This window comes from Streptomyces sp. NPDC048825 (assembly GCF_043198355.1).
GTDB lineage: Bacteria > Actinomycetota > Actinomycetes > Streptomycetales > Streptomycetaceae > Streptomyces > Streptomyces xiangluensis.
The window spans coordinates 28721-51990 of record NZ_JBICUR010000035.1; the positions used below are offsets into that span (position 1 = coordinate 28721).

Sequence of the window (23270 nt, forward strand, 5' to 3'; positions counted from 1 at the left end):
TTGTGGAAGGAAAGCCATGGCCATGGACGCCATCTCCGTCATCCGCACCAAGCGGGACCGTGGTGAGCTCAGCGACGAGCAGATCGACTGGGTCATCGACGCGTACACACGCGGTGAGGTCGCCGACGAGCAGATGTCCGCCCTTGCGATGGCCATCCTGCTCAACGGCATGAACCGTGCCGAAATCGCCCGCTGGACGGCGGCGATGATCGCCTCCGGCGAGCGCATGGACTTCTCGTCACTGTCCCGGCCGACGGCCGACAAGCACTCCACGGGCGGAGTGGGCGACAAGATCACGCTTCCGCTGGCACCGTTGGTGGCGGCGTGCGGGGCCGCCGTTCCCCAGCTGTCGGGCCGCGGCCTCGGACACACCGGCGGCACTCTCGACAAGCTGGAGTCGATCCCGGGCTGGCGGGCGCTGCTCTCGAACGAGGAGATGCTGAACGTCCTGGACGGCGTCGGCGCGGTGATCTGCGCGGCGGGCGACGGTCTGGCCCCCGCCGACAAGAAGCTGTACGCGCTGCGCGATGTGACGGGGACGGTTGAGGCGATCCCCCTGATCGCTTCCTCGATCATGTCGAAGAAGATCGCGGAGGGTACGGGTTCGCTGGTCCTGGACGTGAAGGCGGGTACGGGCGCCTTCATGAAGACGATCGAGGACGCGCGTGAACTGGCGTCCACCATGGTCGGGTTGGGCACGGACCACGGGGTGCGGACGGTCGCGCTCCTGACGGACATGTCGACCCCGCTGGGCCTGACGGCGGGCAACGCGCTCGAGGTCCGCGAGTCGGTGGAGGTCCTGGCGGGCGGCGGCCCTTCCGATGTGGTCGAGCTGACCCTTGCCCTGGCCCGCGAAATGCTGGACGCGGCGGGCGTGAAGGACGCGGACCCGGCCAAGGCCCTGGCTGACGGTTCAGCGATGGACGTATGGCGCCGCATGATCACGGCCCAGGGCGGCGACCCGGACGCGCCCCTGCCGGCCTCCCGTGAACAGCACGTGGTCAAGGCCTCCTCCTCGGGCGTCCTGACCCGCCTCGACGCGTACGACATCGGCATCGCGGCCTGGCGCCTGGGCGCAGGCCGCGCCCGCAAGGAGGACCCGGTCCAGGCGGCCGCAGGCGTGGAGATGCACGCGAAGCCGGGCGACACGGTGACGGAGGGCCAGCCATTGCTGACCCTCCACACGGACACTCCGGAACGCTTCGCGTACGCGCTGGAGGCGGTCGAGGGTTCATACGACGTCGCGGCGCCGGGCACGGACTTCACGGCTGCGCCGGTGGTCCTGGAACGTATTGCCTGACCTGCCGTACGCCTTCCCGTCGGCTGAGCGACCCAGCCATCTTCACCCCAGCAACGCCGCAACCACCACCAACACCGGCACCGCGAACATCGTCGACAGCAGGATCGCTTCGCGCGCCAGCACTTCGCCGACCCGGTAACGCGAGGCATACGTGAAGAGGTTCTGGGCGGCGGGCAGGGCCGAGGTGACCACCACGTCGAGCAGGGGCGCACCGCGCAGGCCGAAGACGCCGGCGGCCAGGGCCCAGGCGGCCAACGGTTGGCCCACGGACTTCAGGGCGACCGAAAGCAGGACAAGATGCCGGTCGGGACCCCGTCCCGGCATCGTGCTGCCGCACAGGGAGATGCCGAAGGCCAGGAGGACGGCCGGGACCGACATGTTCCCGATCAGCGTCAGCGGGTCGAGGACCGGGCCCGGGACCGTCAGTCCGCTCGCCGAGACGGCCACCCCGGAGAGGGAGCCGATACCCACCGGGTTGCGGACGGGGGTGGTCACCCGCCGCCACAGTGAGCTCTTCTCACCCTGCCCCGACAGGTCGAGGATCGTCAGCGCGACGGGCGTCATCACGATCTGCTGGAACAGCAGCACGGGCGCCACGAGCGAGGCATCGCCCAGCACATACACGGCGATCGGGATGCCGAGGTTCCCCGCGTTGACATAACTGGAGCACAGCGCGCCGATCGTCGTCCGGCCCACACCCCAGCGGCGTACGACACCGACCGCGACGAACACACCGGCGACCGCGCACGTACTGATCGCCGTGACCAGCAGCCGGCTGGACAGGATCACCGACAGGTCGGCCTGCGCGAGGGTGGTGAAGAGCAGGGCGGGTGTGGCCACATGGAAGGCGAGCTTGGTCAGCACCTCCCGTCCGTTGTCCCCGAGATAGCCCCGGCGGCCGATCAAGTAGCCGACGCCGATGACGACTGCGATCACCGCGAAGCCGTTCAGCACCCCCTGCACGAAGCCCCCTCGGGTGCGAGGAAGCGGGCGGAGGTCCGTACGGCTGCCGGTTCGTCGGGTACGTGGGATATCCGTACGGGCGCTGATTCATGGGGCATACACCAAACCCTCCGGGGTACGCCCTCCCAAGGTCAATGTGACCTTGGACGACGCGACCTCACGCAGGCTCGGCGATGAGTTCCGCGCCGCCGCCCGGTCTACCGTTCGTGAACTCCATGACACCCGCCGTACTCGTCCTGCCCGGCTCTGTCACCCGTGATGACGTGCCCCGGCTGTGCGAGGACGTGCGCGCGAGACTGGAGGCCACCGGTGCCAGGGTCCTGGTCTGCGATGTCGCGGGTCTCGGTCCGCCCGGACTGACCACCGTCGACGTACTGGCCAGACTCCAGCTCGCCGCCCGCCGGGCCGGGGGCCGGATACGCCTGCGCGACCCGGACCCTGCGCTACGCGCGCTGCTCGGCCTCGTCGGGATCCGCTTCGAGGTGGAGGGGCAGCCCGAAGAGCGGGAACCACCGCTTCGTGTCGAGGAAACAGTGGAACCCCACGATCCGGCCCCCTGAAATCTCCAGGACCTGAACGGCCCACGGCGTATAGCCGCCATTCTCCGGATCCGGCTTGTACTGGGCGAAGCCGGGCAGGCCGTTGACCTCGACCGGCACCAGGTGCGAGTTCGCGCAGGGGGCGCCCAGCGTCGTCATGAAGCCCGTGATGTCCTCGGGGCCGCTCAGCCACAGATCGAACGGCGGCATCGTCATCACGGCGTCCTCGTGCAGCAGCGCCGTCAACGCCGTCATGTCGTACCCCTCGAACGCCGCCACATAGCGCTCCAGAAGCTTCTGCTGCTCCTCGTCCAGCGGGTCGGAGACGGCGCCCTCCTCGGCCGCGCCGTCGCGCTCCGCGAGCGTCGCGCGGGCCCGCTGGAGCGCGCTGTTGACCGAGGCGACCGTGGTGTCGAGCAGCTCGGCGACCTCGCTCGCCTTCCAGGCCAGGACCTCGCGCAGGATCAGCACGGCCCGCTGCTTGGGCGGCAGTTGCTGGAGGGCGGCCATGAAGGCGAGGCGCACCGACTCCTTGGCCACCGCCGCCTCTGCCGGGTCGCTGGGTGTGGGCAGTACGCGGTTGTCCGGCATGGGTTCCAGCCAGGTGTTGTCCGGGCGCGGGGTCAGCGCCGCCTGCGCCAGTGGTGTCGAGTCCGTCAGGTCCATGGGGCGGGCCCGCTTGTTGCCCGCCGTCAGCATGTCCAGGCATACGTTCGTCGCGATCCGGTACAGCCACGAGCGCATCGAGGAGCGGCCCTCGAACTTGTCGTAGCTGCGCCAGGCGCGTACCAGTGTGTCCTGCACCGCGTCCTCCGCCTCGAAGGACGAGCCGAGCATGCGGTAGCAGTACCCCGTCAGCTCGACCCGGTGCTTCTCCAGCCGGACGTCGAGATCCGCTGCAGTCGCCGTACCGTCGCTCATGGCCAACCCACCCCTGTGGCTCATTCCGTCACACGCACCTTTGCGCGCCAGCACTTCGGAAGCTACCGCAGCCCACTGACAACGGCCCCCGGACCACACGAAGGCCCAGGTCAGGGGGCTCCGCCTCCGGGCCCCCCGCCCTGGACCCCGCTGGGTCCGAGAAAATCAGCCCGTCCGGCGTTCGAGGACCGGGGGTCCGGGGGCCGGCCCCCGAAACGGTGTCCGGGGCGGAGCCCCGAGAGGGTGTCCGGGCGGGGAGGCCCGAAGGGGAGCTGGGCGGAGCCCCGAAGGAGAGCCGGGGCGCAGCGCCAGGGGGGTCCAGGGGCGCAGCCTCTGGTGGGGCTCTGGGGCGCAGCCCCAGGGATGGGATGGGAAGGGGTAGGGGCGGCGGGGGCGAAAAACCTCGGCGCGGGCCCCCGGCACTCAGGGCCCGCGTCAGCGACCGGCGTCAGTGTGCCGCCACCAGCCCTCGCCGCGCCTGCACCCGAGCCGCATGCGACCCCAGCACCGTGATCCCCACGACCCCGACCACCGCCAGCAGCCCAAACGCAACCGTCCCGCCCCAGCCCCCCGCGTGGAACGCGATCGCGCCGAGCGTGCTGCCCGCACTGGACCCCACGTAGTACGCGGACTGGTACAGGGCGGAAGCCTGCGCGCGCCCCTGCTTCGCCGTGTGGCTCACCGACGACGAGGCGACCGCGTGGCCCGCGAAGAAGCCCGCCGTGATCAGGACCAGGCCGAGCAGGACCAGCACCAGCGAGTCCGCGAGCGACAGGAGCAGGCCCGCTGTCGTCGTGCCGCCTGCCAGGTAGAGCGAGCCCCGGCGGCCGAGGCGGCTCACCAGCTTGCCCGCCGTCGACGCCGAGACCGTACCGACCAGGTAGACGAGGAAGATCGAGCCGATGATGCCCTGGGGGAGGGAGAACGGCGCGTCGGTCAGCCGGTAGCCGATCACCGTGTAGACGGCGCCGAACACCGTCATGAACAGCGCACCGATCGCGTACAGCCGACGCAGCAGCGGATTCGAGAGGTGGGCGCGGACCGTGCGGGCCAGCACCCGAGGCCGCAACGAGCCCGCCTTGAAGTGCTTCGGCGCCGGTAGCAGCGACCGGAACGCGACCGCGCAGGCCACCGCGACGACCCCGATCGTGCCGACGGCGATCCGCCAGCCCCACTCCTGCGCGACCCAGCCGGTGATGACCCGGCCGCTCATACCGCCGACGCTGTTGCCCGCGACGAACAGACCGATCGCGGTGATCAGCGCCTTCGGCCGCACTTCCTCCGCCAGATACGCCGTCGCCGAGGCCGGCAGCCCGGCCAGCGCCGCGCCCTGCACCGCACGCAGCGCGATCAGCGCGCCGACCGACGGGGCGAAGGGAACCAGCAGCCCGACGGTCACCGCGATCCCCAGGGACGCCGTCATGACCGTACGCCGGCCGAACCGCTCCGACAGCGCGCTCATCGGCAGGACGAACAGCGCCAGCGCGCCGGTCGCCGCCGCCACCGTCCAGCTCGCCGCGCTCGCCGTCACCCCGAAGTCGCCGGAGATCAACGGGAGAAGGGCCTGCGTGGAGTAGAGCAGCGCGAAGGTCGCGACACCCGCGAGGAACAGGGCGAGGCTCATCCGGCGGTAGCCGGGCCCGCCCGGAGCCATGCGGGAGTCGGTGGTGGAAGAGGCGGAAGGTACGGAAACGGTCGAGGCGGCGCCCATGGTGGTGGACGCCTGGGTACTGACGGAAGGCATGCTTCGAACCTAAAGAACGGGCTCTCATCCGTCCAATGCATGGAATCGCCATAATCGTTCCCATGAAGCATCAGCAGAGGTCAGAGCCTCACCTGTCACCATCCAGTGACACAGAAGACATCGTCGCGCTCCTCGCCCCACGCCTGGCGTACTTCGCGGGAGTCGCCCGCACCGAGCACGTCACACGCGCCGCGCAGGAGATGCAGGTCCCGCAGTCGACTCTGTCCCGCGCCATGGTCCGCCTCGAACAGGACCTGGGTGTCGACCTGTTTGCCCGCCGGGGCCGTACGGTCTCGCTCACCTCCGCCGGGCGTACGTTCCTGGGTTCCGTGGAGCGGGCGCTCGCCGAGATCGAGCGCGCGGCCGACGCGGTACGGGCCGACGCCGACGCCACCTCCGGCAAGGTCGCCTTCGGATTTCTGCACACGATGGGCTCCGAAACGGTGCCCGGGCTCATCCGTGCCTTCCGGGCCGACCATCCACGCGTCCGCTTCAGCCTCGTACAGAACTACGGCGAGGCGATGATCGAGCGGCTGCGCTCGGGCGAACTGGATCTTTGCCTCACCTCACCGATGCCGGACGCCCCCGACCTCGCGGCCCGCCGCCTCGACGAGCAGAAGCTGCGCCTCGTGGTCCCCGCCGACCACCGCCTCGCCGGCCGCAAGCGCGTCCGCCTGGCCGAGGCCGCCGACGAAACCTTCGTCACCCTGGAACCCGGCTACGGCCTCCGCCGTATCACCGACGACCTCTGCAAGGAGGCCGGCTTCCGCCCCCGAATCGCCTTCGAAGGCGAGGAGGCAGAAACGCTTCGGGGTCTCGTGGCGGCGGGTCTGGGAGTAGCCCTCCTGCCGCCACCGGCCGTACCCCGCCCAGGAGTTGTCGAACTCACGGTCACCGCCCCGCGCGCGGCCCGGGAGATCGGCGTCGCCTGGCTGGAGGGACACCCGGACACACCACCGGTGGCAGCCTTCAAGAAGTTCCTGCTGTCGAGGAGGGGCAACCTGCTCCCGGACTGACGTGGCGCCCCGTAGGCACGCGGGGCTGTATCAATATGCGGCTCCGCCACGACTCACCGGCGCAACGACTTCCCGAACCCAGAAGCCAACGGCATCCGCAAGCCAAGCGGAGGCGGAGCCGCAAACGCATCCTCCACAGGCCGCGAAAAGCCTCGCCCGAACAACGCCCCGATCACGAAGTCCTCGGCAAGCGCGAGGACTTCCTCCCGATGCTGGGACAGCCCATGTCCATCGGAGTGCACCTCGAACCGACAGATGTCCCGGTTCGCCTTCTTCGCCCGCGCCGCGAGCCGAAAGGACAACTCCGGATCACTGCGCGCATCCATCGTCCCGTGCACGATCAGCACCCGCCGCCCCCCGAGCTGCTTGACGGGTTCCTCGACGGCCGCCATGTCGTCCTCCGGGAGCCAAGGGGACAGCGACAGCACGGAGTTGACGGCGGTGTGCCCGGCCGCGTGCAGGGCGGCCCGGCCGCCCATGTCGAGACCGGTGAGACACACGGGCACGTCCCCGTAGCGGCGTACGACCTCGTCGGCGGCCCAGGCGGCATCGTGCGCGAGATGCGCCTCGCTGCCGTTCCAGCCGCGAAACCTGTAGTGCACCACGTGCGCGATCAGCCCGTCCGTACGTCCCGCGCGCGCGAGGCGGCGCCCCAGCGAGCGTACGGAGGCGGTCGCCAGCATCGGTGACGGCCTGCGGGCGGAGGTCTCCTCGCCGCCGGGCAGCAGCAGCACCACGCCGCTCACCGCCGTCGGTTCCGTGCCGAGCGCCCGCCCCAGCCGGGCCCTGCGAACCGGCGTCGCTTGCTGTGCCATGACAGAACATTGTCAGAAGCAAGGGTGTACGTCAGTCGTCCGCAGGATCACCGTTGGGTATCGACGAATTCCCAAAGGAGGGATCTACGCGCGTAGGCGTTAGTATTCGGAAATGACGACCCAGCACCAGCACACTCCCGGTGCGGACCAGATCCGCCGGGCCCCCAAGGTCCTGCTGCACGACCACCTCGACGGGGGCCTGCGCCCCAGGACCGTCGTCGATCTCGCCCGCGAGACGGGCTACACCAACCTCCCCGAGACCGACCCCGACAAGCTCGGCGTCTGGTTCCGCGAGGCCGCCGACTCCGGTTCTCTGGAGCGGTACCTGGAGACCTTCTCCCACACCGTCGGAGTGATGCAGACGCGCGACGCCCTCGTCCGGGTCGCCGCCGAGTGCGCCGAGGACCTCGCCGAGGACGGCGTCGTCTACGCCGAGGTGCGGTACGCGCCCGAGCAGCACCTGGAGAAGGGGCTCACCCTCGAAGAGGTCGTCGAAGCCGTCAACGAGGGCTTCCGGGAAGGCGAGCGGCGCGCCCTCGAGAGCGGCCACCGGATCCGCGTAGGCGCCCTGCTGACCGCCATGCGGCACGCGGCCCGCGCTCTGGAGATCGCCGAACTCGCCAACCGCTACCGCGACGTGGGTGTGGTCGGCTTCGACATCGCGGGCGCCGAGGCCGGCTACCCGCCCACCCGCCACCTGGACGCCTTCGAGTATCTGAAGCGGGAGAACAACCACTTCACGATCCACGCCGGCGAAGCCTTCGGGCTGCCCTCCATCTGGCAGGCCCTCCAGTGGTGCGGCGCCGACCGGCTCGGCCACGGCGTGCGCATCATCGACGACATCCATGTTGCCGACGACGGCTCCGTGAAGCTCGGCCGCCTCGCCTCGTACGTGCGTGACAAGCGCATCCCGCTGGAGCTGTGTCCCAGCTCCAACCTGCAGACGGGCGCCGCCGATTCGTACGCCGAACACCCCATCGGGCTGCTGCGACGGCTTCATTTCCGCGCGACCGTTAATACGGACAACAGGTTGATGTCGGGCACCAGTATGAGCCGGGAATTCGAGCACCTTGTCGACGCCTTCGGTTATTCGCTCGACGACATGCAGTGGTTCACAGTCAATGCGATGAAATCAGCATTCATTCCTTTCGATGAACGGCTGGCGATGATCAATGACGTGATCAAGCCCGGCTATGCGGAGCTGAAGTCCCAGTGGCTGTTCCAGCAGACCGCGTCGACCAGCGGTTCTGTGGTCAAGGGGAGCTGATCGGGTAGTAGGGAAAGCGGCCGGGCGACTGTCGCCCCGGCCGCTTTTCGATGTTTGCGGGGCGTTCTCCCACGTGACTACGGTTTCGAACCGCTCGAAATCCCCGTCACAGCGCAAGGACGAAGTCGAAAATGAAGCAGTCTGCTGTCAAGACCCTCGGTGTCGCCGCTCTCGGTGCCGCCTTCGCCGCCGTCGGCGCGGGTGCCGCCAACGCGGCCCCGGGTGTGCCCGACCCCACCGGGACCGTGGGCACCGTCACCTCGGTGGTGCCTCTGGGCGAAGCCGCCCAGACGCTGCCCGCCGGCGGTCTGAACACCACCCAGCCGGCCACCGAGGGCGTCCTGCCCGCAGACCCGGCCGCGCTGCCCGCAGACCCGGCCGCGCTGCCCGCGGACCCGACCGCGCCGGTCACGGACCTGGCCGGTACCGCCCCCGGCACGGAGCTGATCGGCGGCCTGCCGCCCCAGCTGCCCGCGGCCGGCCTGCCGGGGCTTCCCGCGGTCTGAGTCCGCACATGCACGCACCGTTGGGGCGCCTCCTCCAATCCGGGGGGCGCCCCATCGGCGTACGTGCGTGTGGGGTGCGTGGATCACCAGGCCGTACGAGCCGCCTTGCCCTCCGAGGGGAACAGGATCCACAGCGCTATGTAGAGCAGGAACTGCGGACCCGGCAGCAGGCAGGACACCAGGAAGATCACGCGCATCGTGGTCGCGGAGGTACCGAAGCGCCGTGCCAGCGCAGCGCACACTCCGCCGATCATCCGGTCGTTCGTGGGGCGGGCAAGGCGGTTCATCACGGCTCCTTCGTGAGGGTGGTCCGAGGCCTCCCCTGTGGCTGCCTCATCTGCCTTCCACGCTACGAGCACGAAGGGGGCAAAGCGTCGCTCTACGGGGCGATCCCGACCCTGGGAATCGTCGGGGTCCGACCCTGAGCCGCTTCCTCCCGATGGAGGGCGGCCCGGAGCCGCGTCTCGGTCCGGCGGCGCAGCTTCGCGCGTGCGGCAGGGACGAACGCCATATGGGCCAAGGCCACTCCCGCGGTGTTGAGCAGCAGCGAGTCGACGTCCACGACCTGGCCGGGGACCCCGGTCTGCAGCAGCTCGATGCCCATGGAGAGAAGGGCGCCGGCGGCGACCGTACGGAGCAGGGACAGCAGCGGGGAGGCGGCCAGCCTGCCGCCGGCCATGGGCAGCAGTACGCCGAGCGGAGCGAGCAGCAGCAGGCCCTTGCCGATATTGCGGGCCGCCGCCTCGGGGCCCAGGGCCAGATCGGCTCTGATACTTGCGAACGGACGCAGGTTCGCGGCGCTCACCCACGGCACGTCCAGGGGACGCAGCGTGAGCCAGGCGACGAGCGCAAGATGTGCGACGAGAAGAACACCTCCCGCCGCACGGATGCGGATCGCGGCGCTGCCGCCGTTTGAGCCTTGACGCTGCACGACCCCCAAGACGCGGCCTTCGGCAGGATCGGTTCCGTGTGTCGCAAGGGCTTGCCTCACACGGGTGAGGCGTCCGCCACGTCCACGCCGAGCGCTGTGCTGGAAGCAGGGTGAGAACCTTCGGGCCGGTGGGGGCAGGTCGCGCCCCCGCAGCGGAGCCGCATATGTCACACCCCCGCGCCCCATGGGGCGCTCAGGGCCGGCCGACCTCCGTCGACGGCGGGGACTGGGTGCCCGGCCTGGAGAGGACCTCTGGCGTGCACTCGTAGCGGCGTACGGGGTCCTTGCCGGGGCCCCCGAGGATCACCGCCCCGCCGTCGGAGGCCGCGGCCGAGGCGCTGAAGGTGCAGATGAGCTGGGCCAGGGCGTACGAGGTGAGCGCGGCGGGCTCGGTGCTGAGCCGGAGCGCCCCCTTCGGGTCCCCGGGGCGCGGTTCGCCGACCGTCATGCCTTCCTGGACGTCCGTCGTGTAGCCCGCCTGCCGCTCTTGGTCCGTCGGTTCCGCGGCGAGCTGGTCGAGGAGGGCCTGCGCGGCCTGTCCGCGGTCCATCTCCGTGTTGCCGTCGGCGACGCGCACGATTCGGTCGACCCGCACCAGTTGCGAGGAACACAGCATGAAGACCTGGACGAGGATCCCGCCCGAGGACTGCGTACCGAGATCCGGTCCACTCGCCGTACAGGACAAACGGGACGGCGCGGGCCCGAACTCGGTCGGCACCTCCGTCGGCCGGATCCCGCATCCGGCGAGCGCCACGGCGAGCAACGGCACGGTGAGCAGGGCGGTACGCAACCGCCGTACGCCCCCTGAGCCACGTACGTCCCCTGAGCCACGTACGCCCCATGAGCCGCGTACGGTCATCGCGCCTCCCCCTTGGAGCCGTTGCCCTCACGGGACTCGCCGTTCTTCGTCCGGTTTTCCCGGCCTGACCGGTCCTGCCCGTCCTCCTGGTCCATCAGGACCGAGGCGTCCTGCGGCAGCCTCAGGGTGAACACCGCGCCCGACCGGGAGTTGGCGGCGGTGAGCTCGCCGCCGTGGATGTGCGCGTTCTCCAGGGCGATGGACAGGCCCAGGCCGCTGCCCTCGGAGCGCGGGCGGGAGGCGCTCGCCTTGTAGAAGCGGTCGAAGACGTGCGGGAGGACCTCCTCGGGGATGCCGGGGCCGTGGTCCTGCACCTCGATGAGCACGTCGTCCCCCTCCTCGCGCACGGACACGCGTACCGGGGAACCGCCGTGCTTGAGGGCGTTGCCGATCAGGTTCGCCAGGATCACGTCCAGGCGGCGCGGGTCGAGACGCGCGGTGATGCCGCGCTCGGCATCCAGCTCCACCGCGTCCAGCCAGGCGCGCGCGTCGATGCACGCGGTGATCTGATCGGCTATGTCGACATCGTCCAGGACGAGCCGGGCCGTGCCCGCGTCGAAGCGGGTGACCTCCATGAGGTTCTCCACGAGGTCGTTCAGGCGCCGCGTCTCGCTGACGACGAGGCGTACGGCGGGCTCGATCATCGGGTCCACGCTGCCGGTCTCCGCGTCGAGCTCCTCCTCGAGGACCTCGGTCACGGCCGTGATCGCGGTCAGCGGTGTCCGCAGTTCGTGCGACATGTCCGCCACGAAGCGGCGGGAGGCCTCATCGCGCGCGCTCATGTCCGCGACCCGTTTCTCCAGAGCCTCCGCGGCACGGTTGAACGTCCGTGACAGCTCGGCGAGTTCGTCCGTGCCCGACACCCGCAGCCGGGTGTCCAGCTTGCCCTCGCCGAGCCGCCGGGCCGCCGTGCCGAGGCGGTGCACCGGCTTGAGCACGGTCGTCGCGGCGGCCTGCGCGAGCAGCGCCGAACCGATCAGCGCGAGCCCGGTCGCGATACCCAGCGACCAGGCAAGGGAGTTCAGGTCCTCGGCTTCCGGTTCCAGGGACTTGAGCATGTAGCCGGTCGGCCCGCCGCCGATCACTTTCGCGCCGCCCATCAGATACGGATGGTCGCCGTCGAGGATCCGCTGCCAGTACAGGTGGTACGGCTGTTTGTTGCCCGAGGTGAGCTCCTGCTCCCTGTTCACCGCCCTCTGGAGGGACTTCGGTACGTCGTCCAGAGAGAAGTCGTCCAGTTCGGAGTTGCCGACGACGGTCTGCCCCGTCTCGTCCTCGGCGATCAGCAGCACACTGAACCCCTGCGGGCTGTTCGCCATCTGGCGTGCGGCGGCCTCCAGGTCGTCCTGCGTCGGATGCACCGCCAGCGCGCTCGCGCGGCTCTGCATCTCCTGCTGGAAGTCGCGCAGCACCGCGTCCTGCGTACGGCGCAGCACGGCCTCGCGGTTGAGCCAGTACGCGATTCCCGACGCCGAAACCGCCGCGGTGAGCGCGACGAGACCGAACACGACGACCAGACGCAGTCGCAGACTCGTGAACCGCAGGCCCGCCAGTATCGTCCTGCGCGCCGCGGCCCAGCCGCGGAGCTTGCCCTGCGCTTGTGTCACTGAGGACTGTCCAGCCGGTATCCCACGCCGCGCACCGTACGGATCAGCGTCGGCGACGAGGGCACGTCCTCCACCTTCGCGCGCAGCCGCTGCACACAGGCGTCGACGAGCCGCGAGTCACCGAGGTAGTCGTGCTCCCACACCAGCCGCAGCAACTGCTGGCGGGACAGCGCCTGTCCGGGCCGGCGGCTGAGCTCCAGGAGCAGACGCAGCTCGGTGGGCGTCAGTTGGAGATCCTCGCCGTTCTTGGTGACCGTCATCGCGGCGCGGTCGATCACCAGGCTGCCGAACGTCGCCGAGTCGGTGGCCTCCCGCTCGCCACGCCGCAGCACGGCCCGGATGCGGGCGTCCAGCACCCGCCCCTGCACCGGCTTGACGACATAGTCGTCGGCCCCCGACTCCAGCCCGACCACCACGTCGATGTCGTCACTGCGGGCGGTGAGCAGGATGATCGGCAGCTGGTCCGTGCGCCGGATGCGCCGGCACACCTCGAACCCGTCGATGCCGGGCAGCATCACATCCAGCACGATCAGGTCCGGCCGCTGCTCGCGCAACAGCTTCAGACCGTCCTCGCCGGTGGCAGCGGTGGCCACACGGTGCCCCTGGCGCGTCAGCGACAGCTCCAGGGCCGTACGGATGGCGTCGTCGTCCTCGATCAGCAACAGGGAAGGCACGGACGTCATTCTGTCCCATGACATGGCGCAGTATCGACTCCTGGAGCGCTCCCACACATCTCACCCATAGGAGTGACGGTCCGAGATACCGGATGAGTAGCCGTACGACGCTTCTCTGTGATCAACCTGTGCTGCGCCTGGGCCCCCGTCCCTGTTGCACGCCTGTGACAGTCGGCTGACACCGTCATGAAGTCGCGTAGGCAAGCTTCTCGGCACAGGCAAGGAAGCACCACAGAGCGGTACCGAGAAACCGGAACTCCACGACGGGGGGCGCGAGATGAACACGCTGCACAGCACCAGCACTAGCGCGGTCGCAGTTGTCACGCGTCTTCACGACGTCACACGCAACACCGAGAAGTCCGGTGCCGTGAGCGGGCGGGGGTGCGCTCGCGGCACCGGGCGGCAGCACACCGGGTCGTACATGACGGTGGTTGACGCACATCTGGTGGGGGACAACGGGGGAACGCACGGGGGATCCACGTACGGGGAGGGCTCGGGGGAGCGTCGTTCGGTGTCGGAGGCGGAGTTCACCGCCTACGTCCAGGAACGCCGCGCCTCCCTGTACGCAACCGCCTACCACCTGACCGGCGACCGCTTCGAGGCCGAGGACCTGCTGCAGAGCGCGCTGTTCTCGACGTACAAGGCATGGGACCGGATCAGCGACAAGGCCGCGGTCGGGGGCTACCTCCGCCGCACCATGACCAACCTGCACATCAGCGCGTGGCGCCGCCGCAAGCTGAACGAATACCCGACCGAGGAGCTGCCGGAGACGGCCGGCGACACGGACGCGATGCGCGGCACCGAGCTGCGCGCCGTCCTGTGGCAGGCGCTCGCCCGGCTGCCCGAACTCCAGCGCACCATGCTGGTCCTGCGCTACTACGAGGGCCGCACGGACCCGGAGATCGCGGAGATCCTCGACATCAGTGTCGGCACGGTGAAGTCCAGCATCTGGCGGTCGCTCCGCCGGCTGCGCGAGGACGAGGTCCTCAGCTTCGGCCGTGACGAGGAGGAGTCCTTCGGGGAGCTTGTCGCCTGACAGGCCCGCCGAGGGCAACGGGGGAAAGAAAGTACGGGGGAAGGTAAGTAGGGGGGGAAATACGGGGGCTGTTCGTCACTCTGGGGGGAGGCGGCGGACAGGGCAACGGGGGAGCACTGCAGGGGGGACCACGGGGTCAACGGGGGACCACGGGGGATCACAGGGAAAAGGGAGCGGGACTGGAAGGGCCGGGGGGTCCATCCAGTCCCGCTTTTCTGCGTACATCACTGAAGCGGTCGTACGTGACTACGCCGCCGTACGCGCCTTCACGCACCGTCCCGCGGCGGCCGCCGCCAGCCGCCCCAACGCCTCGTCCTTGTCGCAGGCGTGGGCGCCCAGGGATGTCTGGCGGGACACGATGGAGCGTTCGGCGCGCATCAGGCGCCAGCCGCGGCGGAGCAGGAACGGGACGGACTTGCGGCCCTCCTTGAGGTCCCGCAGAAAGCGGCGGCGGAACGTCTGCACCGGGCCGCGGCTCAGACACAGCGCGTCCGCCAGCACACCGAGTTCCTGGCAGCGTCCGACGATCTCGGCGGCGAAGATGCCCTCCGCGATGAACAGCGGGGTCCGCCCGATGTCGACGGTCTCCTCGCCGGTACGGGCGCTGAGGGAGATGTCGTACACGGGAACCTTCGTACGCCCCCCGCGGCACAGCTCGACGATCGCCTCGACGGCCGTGTCCGCGTCCCAGGACAGCGGATGGTCCCAGTCGACGTCCGAACTGCCCGCCACCTGCGGCAGCGTCGGATCGTCGCCCTCCTTGTAGAAGTCGTCGAGCCGCAGCACCGGAAGGCCGGACCGGGCCGCGAGAAGGGACTTGCCGGAACCGGAGGGGCCGCACAGCAGCACGACCCGCGTGGGTATCGGGGGATGGGGACTCACGAGGTACCAGTGTGCGGCATCGAGAGCTCCCTGCCGATACCCGGGTCGGCAGGGAGCACGCGTCACGTGTCAGAACTCAGTACGCCGAGCCTGAGGCGCCCAGTGATCCCGTCGGATGCCAGACCGTCTTCGTCTCCAGGAAGAACGTCAGGCGGTCCGTGCCCGGGTCCGCGGAGAAGTCCACAGGCTGGGGACGGCGTACGCGTTTCAGGTTGTCCGCGGCTGCGATCTCCAGTTCCTTCGCGAGTACGTCGTCGGTGCCGGCCAGGTCGATCGCGTTGACGTCCTGGTGGGCGGCGAGTGGCGTCGCGATCTCCGCCGTACGGCCGGAGAGGATGTTGACCACGCCGCCGGGGAGGTCGGAGGTGGCGAGGACCTCGCCGAGGGAGAGGGCCGGGAGCGGTGACTTCTCGGACGCCACCACGATCGCCGTGTTGCCCGTCGCGATCACCGGGGCGACCACGGAGACCAGGCCCAGGAAGGACGACTCCTGGGGGGCGATGACCGTCACCACGCCCGTCGGCTCAGGCGTCGACAGGTTGAAGAACGGGCCCGCCACCGGATTTCCGCCGCCGACCACCTGGGCGATCTTGTCGGTCCAGCCCGCGTACCAGACCCAGCGGTCGATCGCGGCGTCGACCTGCGCAGCCGCCTTCGGCTTCGACAGGCCCTCCGCGTCCGCGACCGCTCGTACGAACTGCTCCTTGCGGCCCTCCAGCATCTCCGCGATGCGGTAGAGGATCTGGCCGCGGTTGTACGCCGTGGCGCCGGACCAGGGCCCGAACGCCTTGCGCGCGGCGACCACCGCGTCACGGGCGTCCTTACGGGACGAAAGGGGCGCGTTCGCCAGCCACTTGCCCTTCGAGTCGGTCACCTCGTACACCCGGCCGCTCTCGGAACGCGGGAACTTTCCGCCCACGTACAGCTTGTAGGTCTTGAACACCGACAGTCGACCCGCGGCGGAGCCGCTAATTGATTCAGCAGACATCGAGGTAAGCCTCCAGGCCGTGACGACCGCCCTCGCGGCCGAAGCCCGACTCCTTGTAGCCGCCGAACGGCGAGGTCGGGTCGAACTTGTTGAACGTGTTGGACCAGACGACGCCCGCGCGGAGCTTGTTCGCCACCGCGAGGATGCGGGAGCCCTTCTCCGTCCAGATGCCGGCGGAGAGGCCGTACTGGGTGTTGTTGGCCTTGGCGACGGCCTCTTCCGGGGTGCGGAAGGTGAGGACGGACAGCACCGGGCCGAAGATCTCGTCGCGTGCGATGGTGTGCGCCTGGGTGACGTTCGTGAAGAGTGTCGGGGCGAACCAGTAGCCGGAGGACGGCAGTTCGCAGGCCGGGGACCAGCGCTCGGCGCCCTCCGCCTCGCCCTGCTCGGTGAGCGTGGTGATACGGGCCAGCTGTTCGGCGGAGTTGATCGCGCCGATGTCGGTGTTCTTGTCGAGGGGGTCGCCCAGGCGCAGGGTCGACAGGCGGCGCTTCAGCGACTCCAGCAGCTCGTCGTGGATCGACTCCTGGACGAGGAGACGGGAACCCGCGCAGCAGACCTGGCCCTGGTTGAAGAAGATGCCCGTGACGATGCCCTCGACGGCCTGGTCGATGGGGGCGTCGTCGAAGACGATGTTGGCGCCCTTGCCGCCGAGTTCGAGGGTGAGCTTCTTACGGGTGCCCGCGACGGTCCGCGCGATCTCCTTGCCGACGGCTGTCGAGCCCGTGAACGCGACCTTGTTCACGTCCTCGTGCGCGACCAGGGCGGCGCCCGTGTCGCCGTATCCCGGAAGGATGTTGACGACGCCCTTGGGCAGGCCTGCCTGGCGGCAGATGTCCGCGAAGAACAGCGCCGACAGGGGGGTCGTCTCGGCGGGCTTCAGGACCACCGTGTTGCCGGTCGCGAGGGCCGGGGCGATCTTCCACGCCAGCATCAGGAGTGGGAAGTTCCAGGGGATGACCTGGCCCGCGACGCCCAGGGGCTGCGGGTTCGCGCCGAAGCCGGCGTGGTCCAGCTTGTCCGCCCAGCCCGCGTAGTAGAAGAAGTGCGCGGCGACCAGGGGGAGGTCGGTGTCGCGCGTCTCCTTGATGGGCTTTCCGTTGTCCAGCGTCTCCAGGACGGCCAGTTCGCGGCTGCGCTCCTGGATGATGCGGGCGATGCGGAAGAGGTACTTGGCGCGCTCGGAGCCGGGCAGCGCGGACCACTTCTCGAAGGCCTTGCGGGCGGCCTTCACCGCACGGTCGACGTCCGCCTCGCCCGCCTGGGCGACCTCGGAGAGGACCTCTTCGGTGGAGGGCGAGATCGACTTGAAGACCTTGCCGTCCGCCGCCTCGGTGAACTCGCCGTCGATGAACAGGCCGTACGAGGGCGCGATGTCGACGACGGACCGGGACTCGGGGGCCGGCGCGTATTCGAATACGGAAGCCATGATGATCAATCCACCGTCACGTAGTCGGGGCCGGAGTAACGGCCGGTGGCCAGCTTCTGGCGCTGCATCAGCAGGTCGTTCAGGAGGGAGGACGCGCCGAAACGGAACCAGTGGTTGTCCAGCCAGTCCTCGCCCGCCGTCTCGTTCACCAGGACCAGGAACTTGATTGCGTCCTTGGTGGTGCGGATGCCGCCCGCGGGCTTCACCCCGACCTGTACCCCGGTCTGCGCGCGGAAGTCGCGTACGGCCTCGAGCATGAGCAGGGTGTTCGCGGGCGTCGCGTTGACGGCGACCTTGCCGGTCGACGTCTTGATGAAGTCGGCGCCCGCAAGCATGCCGAGCCAGGAGGCGCGCCGGATGTTGTCGTACGTCGAAAGCTCGCCGGTCTCGAAGATGACCTTCAGGCGGGCGCTCGTCCCGCAGGCCTCCTTCACGGCGGTGATCTCGTCGTACACCTTCATGTAGTTCCCCGCGAGGAACGCACCCCGGTCGATGACCATGTCGACCTCGTCCGCCCCGGCCGAGACGGCATCGCGTACGTCGGCCAGCTTCACGCCGATCGCGGCACGCCCTGCGGGGAAGGCGGTGGCGACGGAGGCTACCTTCACGCCGGAGCCCGCGACGGCTTCCTTGGCGGTGGCCACCATGTCGGGGTAGACGCAGACGGCCGCCGTGGTGGGGGTCGTACGGTCCGTGGGGTCGGGATGGACGGCCTTGGCGCCGAGCGCCCGGACCTTGCCCGGGGTGTCCGCGCCTTCCAGCGTCGTCAGGTCGACCATGGAGATGGCGAGGTCAATGGCGTACGCCTTCGCCGTGGTCTTGATGGAACGGGTGCCGAGCGAGGCGGCGCGCGCCTCCAGGCCGACCGTGTCGACGCCGGGCAGCCCGTGGAGGAAGCGGCGCAGCGTGCTGTCGGACGCGGTTACGTCGCCGAGTGCGTGTGCGGCTGGTGCTGTGGTGGGCATGGTCACGAGGGGAGCATATCTACGCGCGTAGCAGCTGTACAGCCCTCGAGCCTTTCCCGGCGCTCGTCGAGAGCTCGCCGCGAGCTCAACGAGCGCTCGGCGACCGCGGATGAGCGCTGTCAAAGGCGTCGGGCAGAATCGGGAGCATGACGACCCCGGACCATCAGCCACCCCGACCGGACTCCTCGGGCTCTTCGGAATCCCCGCAGACTCCGGACTCTCCGGACTCTCCGGATGCTCCGGGCTCTTCGGGTTCCCAGGGCTCTTCGGATTCGCCGGACGCCCAGGGCATGCCTGAGCCGCCGGGCTCGTCGGATTCTCCTGGCTCATCGGAACCCACGCCGTCCTCGCCGCCCTCCGGTCCGGAGTCCAGGGACCGGATCTACCGCTCGCCCGCGGCCATCGGGGGCGGTGTGCTGCTGCTCGCCATCGCGGGCTGGCTCGGTATCGACGCACTGATCGTGGGCAAGGGCCGGACGCCGTGGCTGGCGCTTGCGGGGCTCATCCTCTTCGTCCCGCTGGTCGTCGCCTTCACCCTGCGCCCGGCCGTCTTCGCGAACGACGACAGGCTGCGCATCCGCAACCCCTTCCGTGTGATCGTGCTGCCCTGGGGCACGGTCGAGGCCCTGCGCTCCGGCTACTCGAACGAGGTGCTCGACAAGTCCGGCACCAAGTACCAACTGTGGGCGATACCCGTCTCACTGCGCGCCCGCAAGAAGGCGGCGAGGCAGCAGGCCCGCGCCGACAAGGAGGGCGGCGAGGTCCGTCCGTCGCGGATGCCGGAGCCGACCGGGCCCGTGCGCGCCCACGCCGACCAGATCATGGATGAGCTGCGTGAGCTGGTGGTAGCGCGTGGACCGGACAAGCGGGCGCAGGGGGAGCCATCGGTGCGATGGGCCTACGAGATCGTTGCGCCGGTGCTGGCCGGTGCGGTGCTGCTGGCCATTCTGCTGGCGGTGGGGTGACCACTCGGGCCGCCTCAGCGTCCTGAGGCGCTACCCAACACCCCGGATCTTGAGGAGATGGGCGCTTTGGGCCGTACGAGAGGGTGGTGTCTGCCTTCGCCGTCCGGGGTCCCGTCACAGGGCCCCGACACCACCGGTTCAGGCGTCACCGGCGTAGCCACGCACCGAGGGAGTAGATGTGTCGTACGACGAGCCTCTGCGGCTGCCCGCCACGGCGATACCCGAGGGCTGCCGGGACTGGACGGCCGGGCAGGCCGGGGTCTGGTCGGCGGCGCTGCCGCCGCGCTGGACGTTCCTGCGCGTACGCAGGTCGGTTGCGGCCGGAGCGACCACCTTCGCGCTGTGCGCGGGCGGCTGGGCCGTGGTGCTCGGCGGGCTGTGGCCGTTCCTCGCGGCGGCGTTCGCGGTGTACGTCCTGTGGGTGCTCGCCCGCCCCGAACTCGTCTGGGCCGGCGCGCCCGCGCTGCTCCTCGCGCTCTCGCTCCAGGCACCGTCGCAGCCGTGGGCGGTGACCGCGCTCTTCGTGCTCGTCGTGGTGGCCTGCTGGGCGGTGGTAGCCGTACGCCTGCGGGCTCGGAGCACGCAGTACGACCGGGTGCTGGAGGCAGCCGAGGGCATCACGGCGTGGCTGCCCGACGCGGAGGAACCGGTGCGTCGCGGCAGCTTCCTGCGCAACCTCGGCCTCGTGGTCCTCGCCCTCGGCGTGCTGACCGGTGCCACCTCGGGCCTGTGGGGCTCGGCCGCCGACCGCCAAGGCGCCTGGGCAGCCGCCTTCTTCGTGGCCGGCCTCGGCGCGACCGCCCTGGCCTCGGCCTGGTTCGGCCGTCATCGCGCCGTCGAACTGCGCCGGGAACCCGCACCGGTACTGCGCGTCCTGGTGCGCGACGACGTGGAAGGCAGCACGGAGGTCTACGCAGCGGATGACGTCCGGGCCATCCGCCCCCTGTTCACGGTCGACCTGACCTCGTTCGACGATGACGAGGACGAGGACGACGATGCGGAAGCCGAAGGGGCGGAAATCGAGGACGACGACGAGGAGGAGCTCGAGCGGCTCCTGGAGGTCGTGGACGCCGACACCCCGGGCCCGGTCCGCGAAGCCGTCCTCTTCGGTGCGCCCTTCGACGGTGCCGAGGTCCTCGTCCTCAGCGCCGACGTGGACCCGGCCCAGCCTCCGCTGATCGAGTGGTCGACGGGACCCGTACGCCCGTTGTCGCTGAGCGCGGGGCGGCGCCGTATCGAACGGGCGAAGGCCCGGGAGGCGCAGAGCCGCCAACTGGAGGAGCAGGCCAGGGAGTTGGCCGGGACCCAGCCGCCCGTCGCCGTGCGCCGCTGGCATGCCGGGTGGCTCGACTGGCTGGCCGCCGCGCTGCTGGTGGCCTGGGGCGTATGGCTCTGCTGGGCCTGGTTCACCGAATCCGGCACCGCCGTGTGGAAGCTCGCCCTGGTCGTCGTACTGGGCGTCTACGGCGCGGTCCGCGTCCCCGTGAAACTGGCCTGGCGCATCACCGCCGACCGCACGGGCCTATGGGTCACCGGCCTGCGCGGACCCCAGCACGTCCCCTGGGAGGACCTCCGCTCCGTACGCCGCCAACGCTTCGAACTCAAGCTGCGCTGGCGCGGCGACAACTGGACTGTCGCCGCACCCCACTGGGGCTGGCTGGAGCGCACCCGCGGCCTGGTCCACCCGTATGACGCCCTGGCCGCCGAACTCAGCGCGATGCGCACGGATCCCGCGCTGCGGCCCACGGGGGAGAGCACGGCTCCCGAACGCGGGCGCCCGCTGTGGCCGCTGGCCGCCGTGCTGGCGCTGGGGTGGGTGGTTGCGGTGATGGCGCTGAGGTGAGATTGCAGCAGGCCGCAGTGTGTGTCAGATGCCCGCTGCCGCCGACAGGTCCTGCTTGATGGTTGTCAGGAGAGCCGTCGCCTTCTCGCGGGCCGTGGCCAGGTCGGCGTGCGAAGCGACCGGGATGACGACCTCCAGGTAGCACTTCAGCTTTGGCTCCGTGCCGCTGGGGCGGACGATGACGCGGGCGCCGTCCAGCGTGTAGCGCAGGCCGTCCGTGGGCGGGAGCTTGTCCGTGCCCTTCGTCAGGTCCTCGGACTTGGTGATCGCCAGGCCCGCGAGGTGGGTGGGCGGCTGTTCGCGGAGGCGGCGCATCGCGTTCGCGATCAGGGAGAGGTCGTCCACGCGGACGGAGAGCTGGTCGGTGGCGTGCAGGCCGTGTTCCACGGCGAGGTCGTCGAGGAGGTCGAGGAGGGTCCTGCCCTGCTCTTTGAGCTCCGAGGCCAGTTCCGTGATCAGCAGGGCCGCCGTGATGCCGTCCTTGTCCCGTACGCCCTCGGGGTCCACGCAGTAGCCGAGGGCCTCCTCATACCCGTAACGCAGGCCCTCCACCCGGGCGATCCACTTGAAGCCTGTCAGGGTCTCCTCGTACGGGAGCTGCGCCTTCTCCGCGATACGGCCGAGGAGGGAGGACGACACGATCGACTCCGCGAAGGTGCCGCGGGCGCCCCGCTTCACGAGGTGGGCGGCGAGGAGGGCGCCGACCTCGTCACCGCGCAGCATGCGCCAGTCGCCGCCGTCCTCGACGGCCACGGCGCAGCGGTCGGCGTCCGGGTCGTTCGCGATGATCAGGTCCGGGTTCGCCTCGTGGGCCTTCGCGAAGGCCAGGTCCATCGCGCCCGGTTCCTCCGGGTTCGGGAAGGCGACCGTGGGGAAGTCCGGGTCCGGTTCCGCCTGTTCGGCGACGAGGACGGGTTCCGGGAAGCCCGCGCGGGCGTAGGCGGCGAGGAGGGTGTCCTTGCCGACGCCGTGCATCGCTGTGTAGACGGTGCGGGCGCTTCGGGGGGAGTTCTCGGCGAGTGCGGCGTCCGTACGGGCGAGGTAGGCGTTGAGGACGCTGTCGTCGCCTTCCTCGGCGAGGATCTCCCAGCCTCCGGCCGGACGCGGTACGTCGTTCAGGCTCGCGATCGCCTCGATCTCCGCGGCGATCTCGGCGTCCGCCGGGGGGACGATCTGGGAGCCCTCACCGAGGTAGACCTTGTAGCCGTTGTCGCGCGGCGGGTTGTGGCTGGCGGTCACCTCCACGCCCGCGACCGCACCGAGGTGCCTTATGGCGAAGGCGAGGACCGGGGTGGGGAGGGGGCGGGGGAGCACGGCTGCCCTCAGGCCCGCGCCCGTCATCACCGCGGCGGTGTCGCGGGCGAAGTCCTCCGACTTGTGGCGGGCGTCGTAGCCGATGACGACCAGGCCGTTTTCCCGGCCCTTGCCCTTGAGGTACGCGGCGAGGCCCGCGGCGGCTCGGATGACCACCGCGCGGTTCATCCGCATGGGGCCGGCGCCGAGTTCGCCTCTGAGGCCCGCGGTGCCGAACTGGAGGGTGCCGGTGAATCGTGCGGTGAGCTCTGCTTCGTCCCTGGCGTCGATCAGCCTGGTGAGTTCGTCCCTGGTCTCCGGGTCGGGGTCTTCGGCCAGCCACGCCTTGGCCTTCGCGACGAGTTCATCCTGCACGGGGGGTCAACCTCTTTCTTTGGTTCCTAGCCGGCCTGGTGCGGGTGGGTGGGGGGAGGGTTTCTTTCCCCAACCCCGCCCCTTCCCGAAACTGGGGCTGCGCCCCAGGCCCCCGCAAGGGGGTGGGGGTGACAGGTCGTGTCGCGGCTGCCAGTCCGTCGTGGCTGGTCGCGCAGTTCCCCGCGCCCCTTAAAGGGGCGCTCCCGGAGCCGTCAGTCATCATGCTCACCAGCCACTACGTGCCCGCAGCTTCCCATCGGCGGGAGGGGACGTGGGCCGGTGCGTCGTATGCCCGTCGCGTAGGTTCTGTCTCAGGCCACCTGCGCCCTGTGTCAGACGAAGGGCCGTATGC

General features: G+C 70.1%; 22 protein-coding genes. 8 read left to right on the plus strand and 14 right to left on the minus strand.

Annotation, left to right across the window (positions count from 1 at the left end; genetic code table 11):
* The first annotated feature begins 22 nt into the window (after window positions 1-22).
* A complete protein-coding gene (locus ACGFNK_RS44860; protein ID WP_393426925.1) occupies window positions 23-1300 on the plus strand; it encodes a thymidine phosphorylase in 1278 nt (425 codons plus the stop codon).
* A 42-nt stretch (window positions 1301-1342) separates the two neighbouring features.
* On the opposite strand, the gene ACGFNK_RS44865 is transcribed toward ACGFNK_RS44860, so the two are convergent.
* On the minus strand, window positions 1343-2263 hold the full coding sequence (locus ACGFNK_RS44865) for an AEC family transporter (RefSeq protein WP_386351084.1): 921 nt from the start codon (window positions 2261-2263) through the stop codon (window positions 1343-1345).
* A gap of 173 nt (window positions 2264-2436) precedes the next feature.
* Between ACGFNK_RS44865 and ACGFNK_RS44870 the strand changes: the two genes are divergently transcribed.
* The gene (locus tag ACGFNK_RS44870) at window positions 2437-2823 is read left to right on the plus strand and encodes an STAS domain-containing protein (protein ID WP_393426929.1); all 387 of its coding nucleotides are present in this window, start codon (window positions 2437-2439) and stop codon (window positions 2821-2823) included.
* On the opposite strand, the gene ACGFNK_RS44875 is transcribed toward ACGFNK_RS44870, so the two are convergent.
* Together ACGFNK_RS44875 and ACGFNK_RS44880 are read right to left on the minus strand one after the other, a co-directional pair.
* Complete coding sequence (locus tag ACGFNK_RS44875; protein WP_386351080.1) at window positions 2707-3723, minus strand: sigma-70 family RNA polymerase sigma factor; 1017 nt, start codon at window positions 3721-3723, stop codon at window positions 2707-2709. The two genes, ACGFNK_RS44870 and ACGFNK_RS44875, sit on opposite strands and share 117 nt — an antisense overlap.
* 448 nt (window positions 3724-4171) lie before the next feature.
* Entirely contained in the window at window positions 4172-5467 is a 1296-nt protein-coding gene (locus tag ACGFNK_RS44880) for an MFS transporter (protein WP_393426933.1), read from the minus strand.
* A 62-nt stretch (window positions 5468-5529) separates the two neighbouring features.
* On the opposite strand from ACGFNK_RS44880, the gene ACGFNK_RS44885 reads away from it, so the two are divergent.
* On the plus strand, window positions 5530-6483 hold the full coding sequence (locus tag ACGFNK_RS44885) for a LysR family transcriptional regulator (protein WP_393426936.1): 954 nt from the start codon (window positions 5530-5532) through the stop codon (window positions 6481-6483).
* A gap of 53 nt (window positions 6484-6536) precedes the next feature.
* Here the strand turns inward: ACGFNK_RS44885 and ACGFNK_RS44890 are convergent, their stop codons facing one another.
* Window positions 6537-7298, minus strand: coding sequence for an alpha/beta hydrolase (locus ACGFNK_RS44890; RefSeq protein WP_393426939.1), 762 nt, complete (start codon window positions 7296-7298; stop codon window positions 6537-6539).
* 112 nt (window positions 7299-7410) lie between these two features.
* On the opposite strand from ACGFNK_RS44890, the gene ACGFNK_RS44895 reads away from it, so the two are divergent.
* Window positions 7411-8565, plus strand: coding sequence for an adenosine deaminase (locus ACGFNK_RS44895; RefSeq protein ID WP_393426942.1), 1155 nt, complete (start codon window positions 7411-7413; stop codon window positions 8563-8565).
* 131 nt (window positions 8566-8696) lie between these two features.
* Window positions 8697-9071, plus strand: coding sequence for an ATP-binding protein (locus tag ACGFNK_RS44900; RefSeq protein ID WP_393426945.1), 375 nt, complete (start codon window positions 8697-8699; stop codon window positions 9069-9071).
* Between the two features lie 83 nt (window positions 9072-9154).
* Here the strand turns inward: ACGFNK_RS44900 and ACGFNK_RS44905 are convergent, their stop codons facing one another.
* The 5 genes from ACGFNK_RS44905 to afsQ1 form a co-directional block, all read right to left on the minus strand.
* On the minus strand, window positions 9155-9358 hold the full coding sequence (locus ACGFNK_RS44905; RefSeq protein WP_033325258.1) for a PspC domain-containing protein: 204 nt from the start codon (window positions 9356-9358) through the stop codon (window positions 9155-9157).
* Between the two features lie 92 nt (window positions 9359-9450).
* On the minus strand, window positions 9451-10002 hold the full coding sequence (locus tag ACGFNK_RS44910; RefSeq protein WP_393426948.1) for a VanZ family protein: 552 nt from the start codon (window positions 10000-10002) through the stop codon (window positions 9451-9453).
* Window positions 10003-10195: 193 nt separating this feature from the next.
* On the minus strand, window positions 10196-10861 hold the full coding sequence (locus ACGFNK_RS44915) for a hypothetical protein (RefSeq protein WP_393426951.1): 666 nt from the start codon (window positions 10859-10861) through the stop codon (window positions 10196-10198).
* The gene (locus ACGFNK_RS44920; protein ID WP_393426954.1) at window positions 10858-12468 is read right to left on the minus strand and encodes an ATP-binding protein; all 1611 of its coding nucleotides are present in this window, start codon (window positions 12466-12468) and stop codon (window positions 10858-10860) included. Before ACGFNK_RS44920 ends, ACGFNK_RS44915 begins: the two co-directional genes overlap by 4 nt.
* Window positions 12465-13142, minus strand: coding sequence for a two-component system response regulator AfsQ1 (gene afsQ1, locus ACGFNK_RS44925; protein WP_211118247.1), 678 nt, complete (start codon window positions 13140-13142; stop codon window positions 12465-12467). The genes ACGFNK_RS44920 and afsQ1 overlap by 4 nt, the downstream gene beginning before the upstream one ends.
* A gap of 277 nt (window positions 13143-13419) precedes the next feature.
* Between afsQ1 and ACGFNK_RS44930 the strand changes: the two genes are divergently transcribed.
* On the plus strand, window positions 13420-14178 hold the full coding sequence (locus ACGFNK_RS44930) for a SigE family RNA polymerase sigma factor (protein ID WP_393426958.1): 759 nt from the start codon (window positions 13420-13422) through the stop codon (window positions 14176-14178).
* 246 nt (window positions 14179-14424) lie between these two features.
* Here ACGFNK_RS44930 and ACGFNK_RS44935 read toward each other — a convergent pair whose 3' ends face one another.
* The 4 genes from ACGFNK_RS44935 to deoC all read right to left on the minus strand — a co-directional run bounded on the left by ACGFNK_RS44935 (window position 14425) and on the right by deoC (window position 18442).
* Complete coding sequence (locus ACGFNK_RS44935; protein WP_393426961.1) at window positions 14425-15060, minus strand: uridine kinase; 636 nt, start codon at window positions 15058-15060, stop codon at window positions 14425-14427.
* A gap of 76 nt (window positions 15061-15136) precedes the next feature.
* On the minus strand, window positions 15137-16048 hold the full coding sequence (locus tag ACGFNK_RS44940; RefSeq protein ID WP_393426964.1) for an aldehyde dehydrogenase family protein: 912 nt from the start codon (window positions 16046-16048) through the stop codon (window positions 15137-15139).
* Complete coding sequence (locus tag ACGFNK_RS44945; protein WP_393426967.1) at window positions 16038-17477, minus strand: aldehyde dehydrogenase family protein; 1440 nt, start codon at window positions 17475-17477, stop codon at window positions 16038-16040. Before ACGFNK_RS44945 ends, ACGFNK_RS44940 begins: the two co-directional genes overlap by 11 nt.
* Before the next feature lie 5 nt (window positions 17478-17482).
* Window positions 17483-18442, minus strand: coding sequence for a deoxyribose-phosphate aldolase (gene deoC / locus ACGFNK_RS44950; protein ID WP_393426980.1), 960 nt, complete (start codon window positions 18440-18442; stop codon window positions 17483-17485).
* Window positions 18443-18732: 290 nt separating this feature from the next.
* Between deoC and ACGFNK_RS44955 the strand changes: the two genes are divergently transcribed.
* Window positions 18733-19407, plus strand: coding sequence for a PH domain-containing protein (locus ACGFNK_RS44955; protein ID WP_393426969.1), 675 nt, complete (start codon window positions 18733-18735; stop codon window positions 19405-19407).
* 178 nt (window positions 19408-19585) lie between these two features.
* On the plus strand, window positions 19586-21250 hold the full coding sequence (locus ACGFNK_RS44960; RefSeq protein WP_393426971.1) for a hypothetical protein: 1665 nt from the start codon (window positions 19586-19588) through the stop codon (window positions 21248-21250).
* A gap of 24 nt (window positions 21251-21274) precedes the next feature.
* On the opposite strand, the gene ACGFNK_RS44965 is transcribed toward ACGFNK_RS44960, so the two are convergent.
* Window positions 21275-22918 carry a phospho-sugar mutase gene (locus ACGFNK_RS44965; protein WP_393426973.1) on the minus strand — a complete coding sequence of 548 codons (1644 nt, stop codon included), beginning with the start codon at window positions 22916-22918 and terminating at the stop codon, window positions 21275-21277.
* Window positions 22919-23270: the final 352 nt, after the last annotated feature.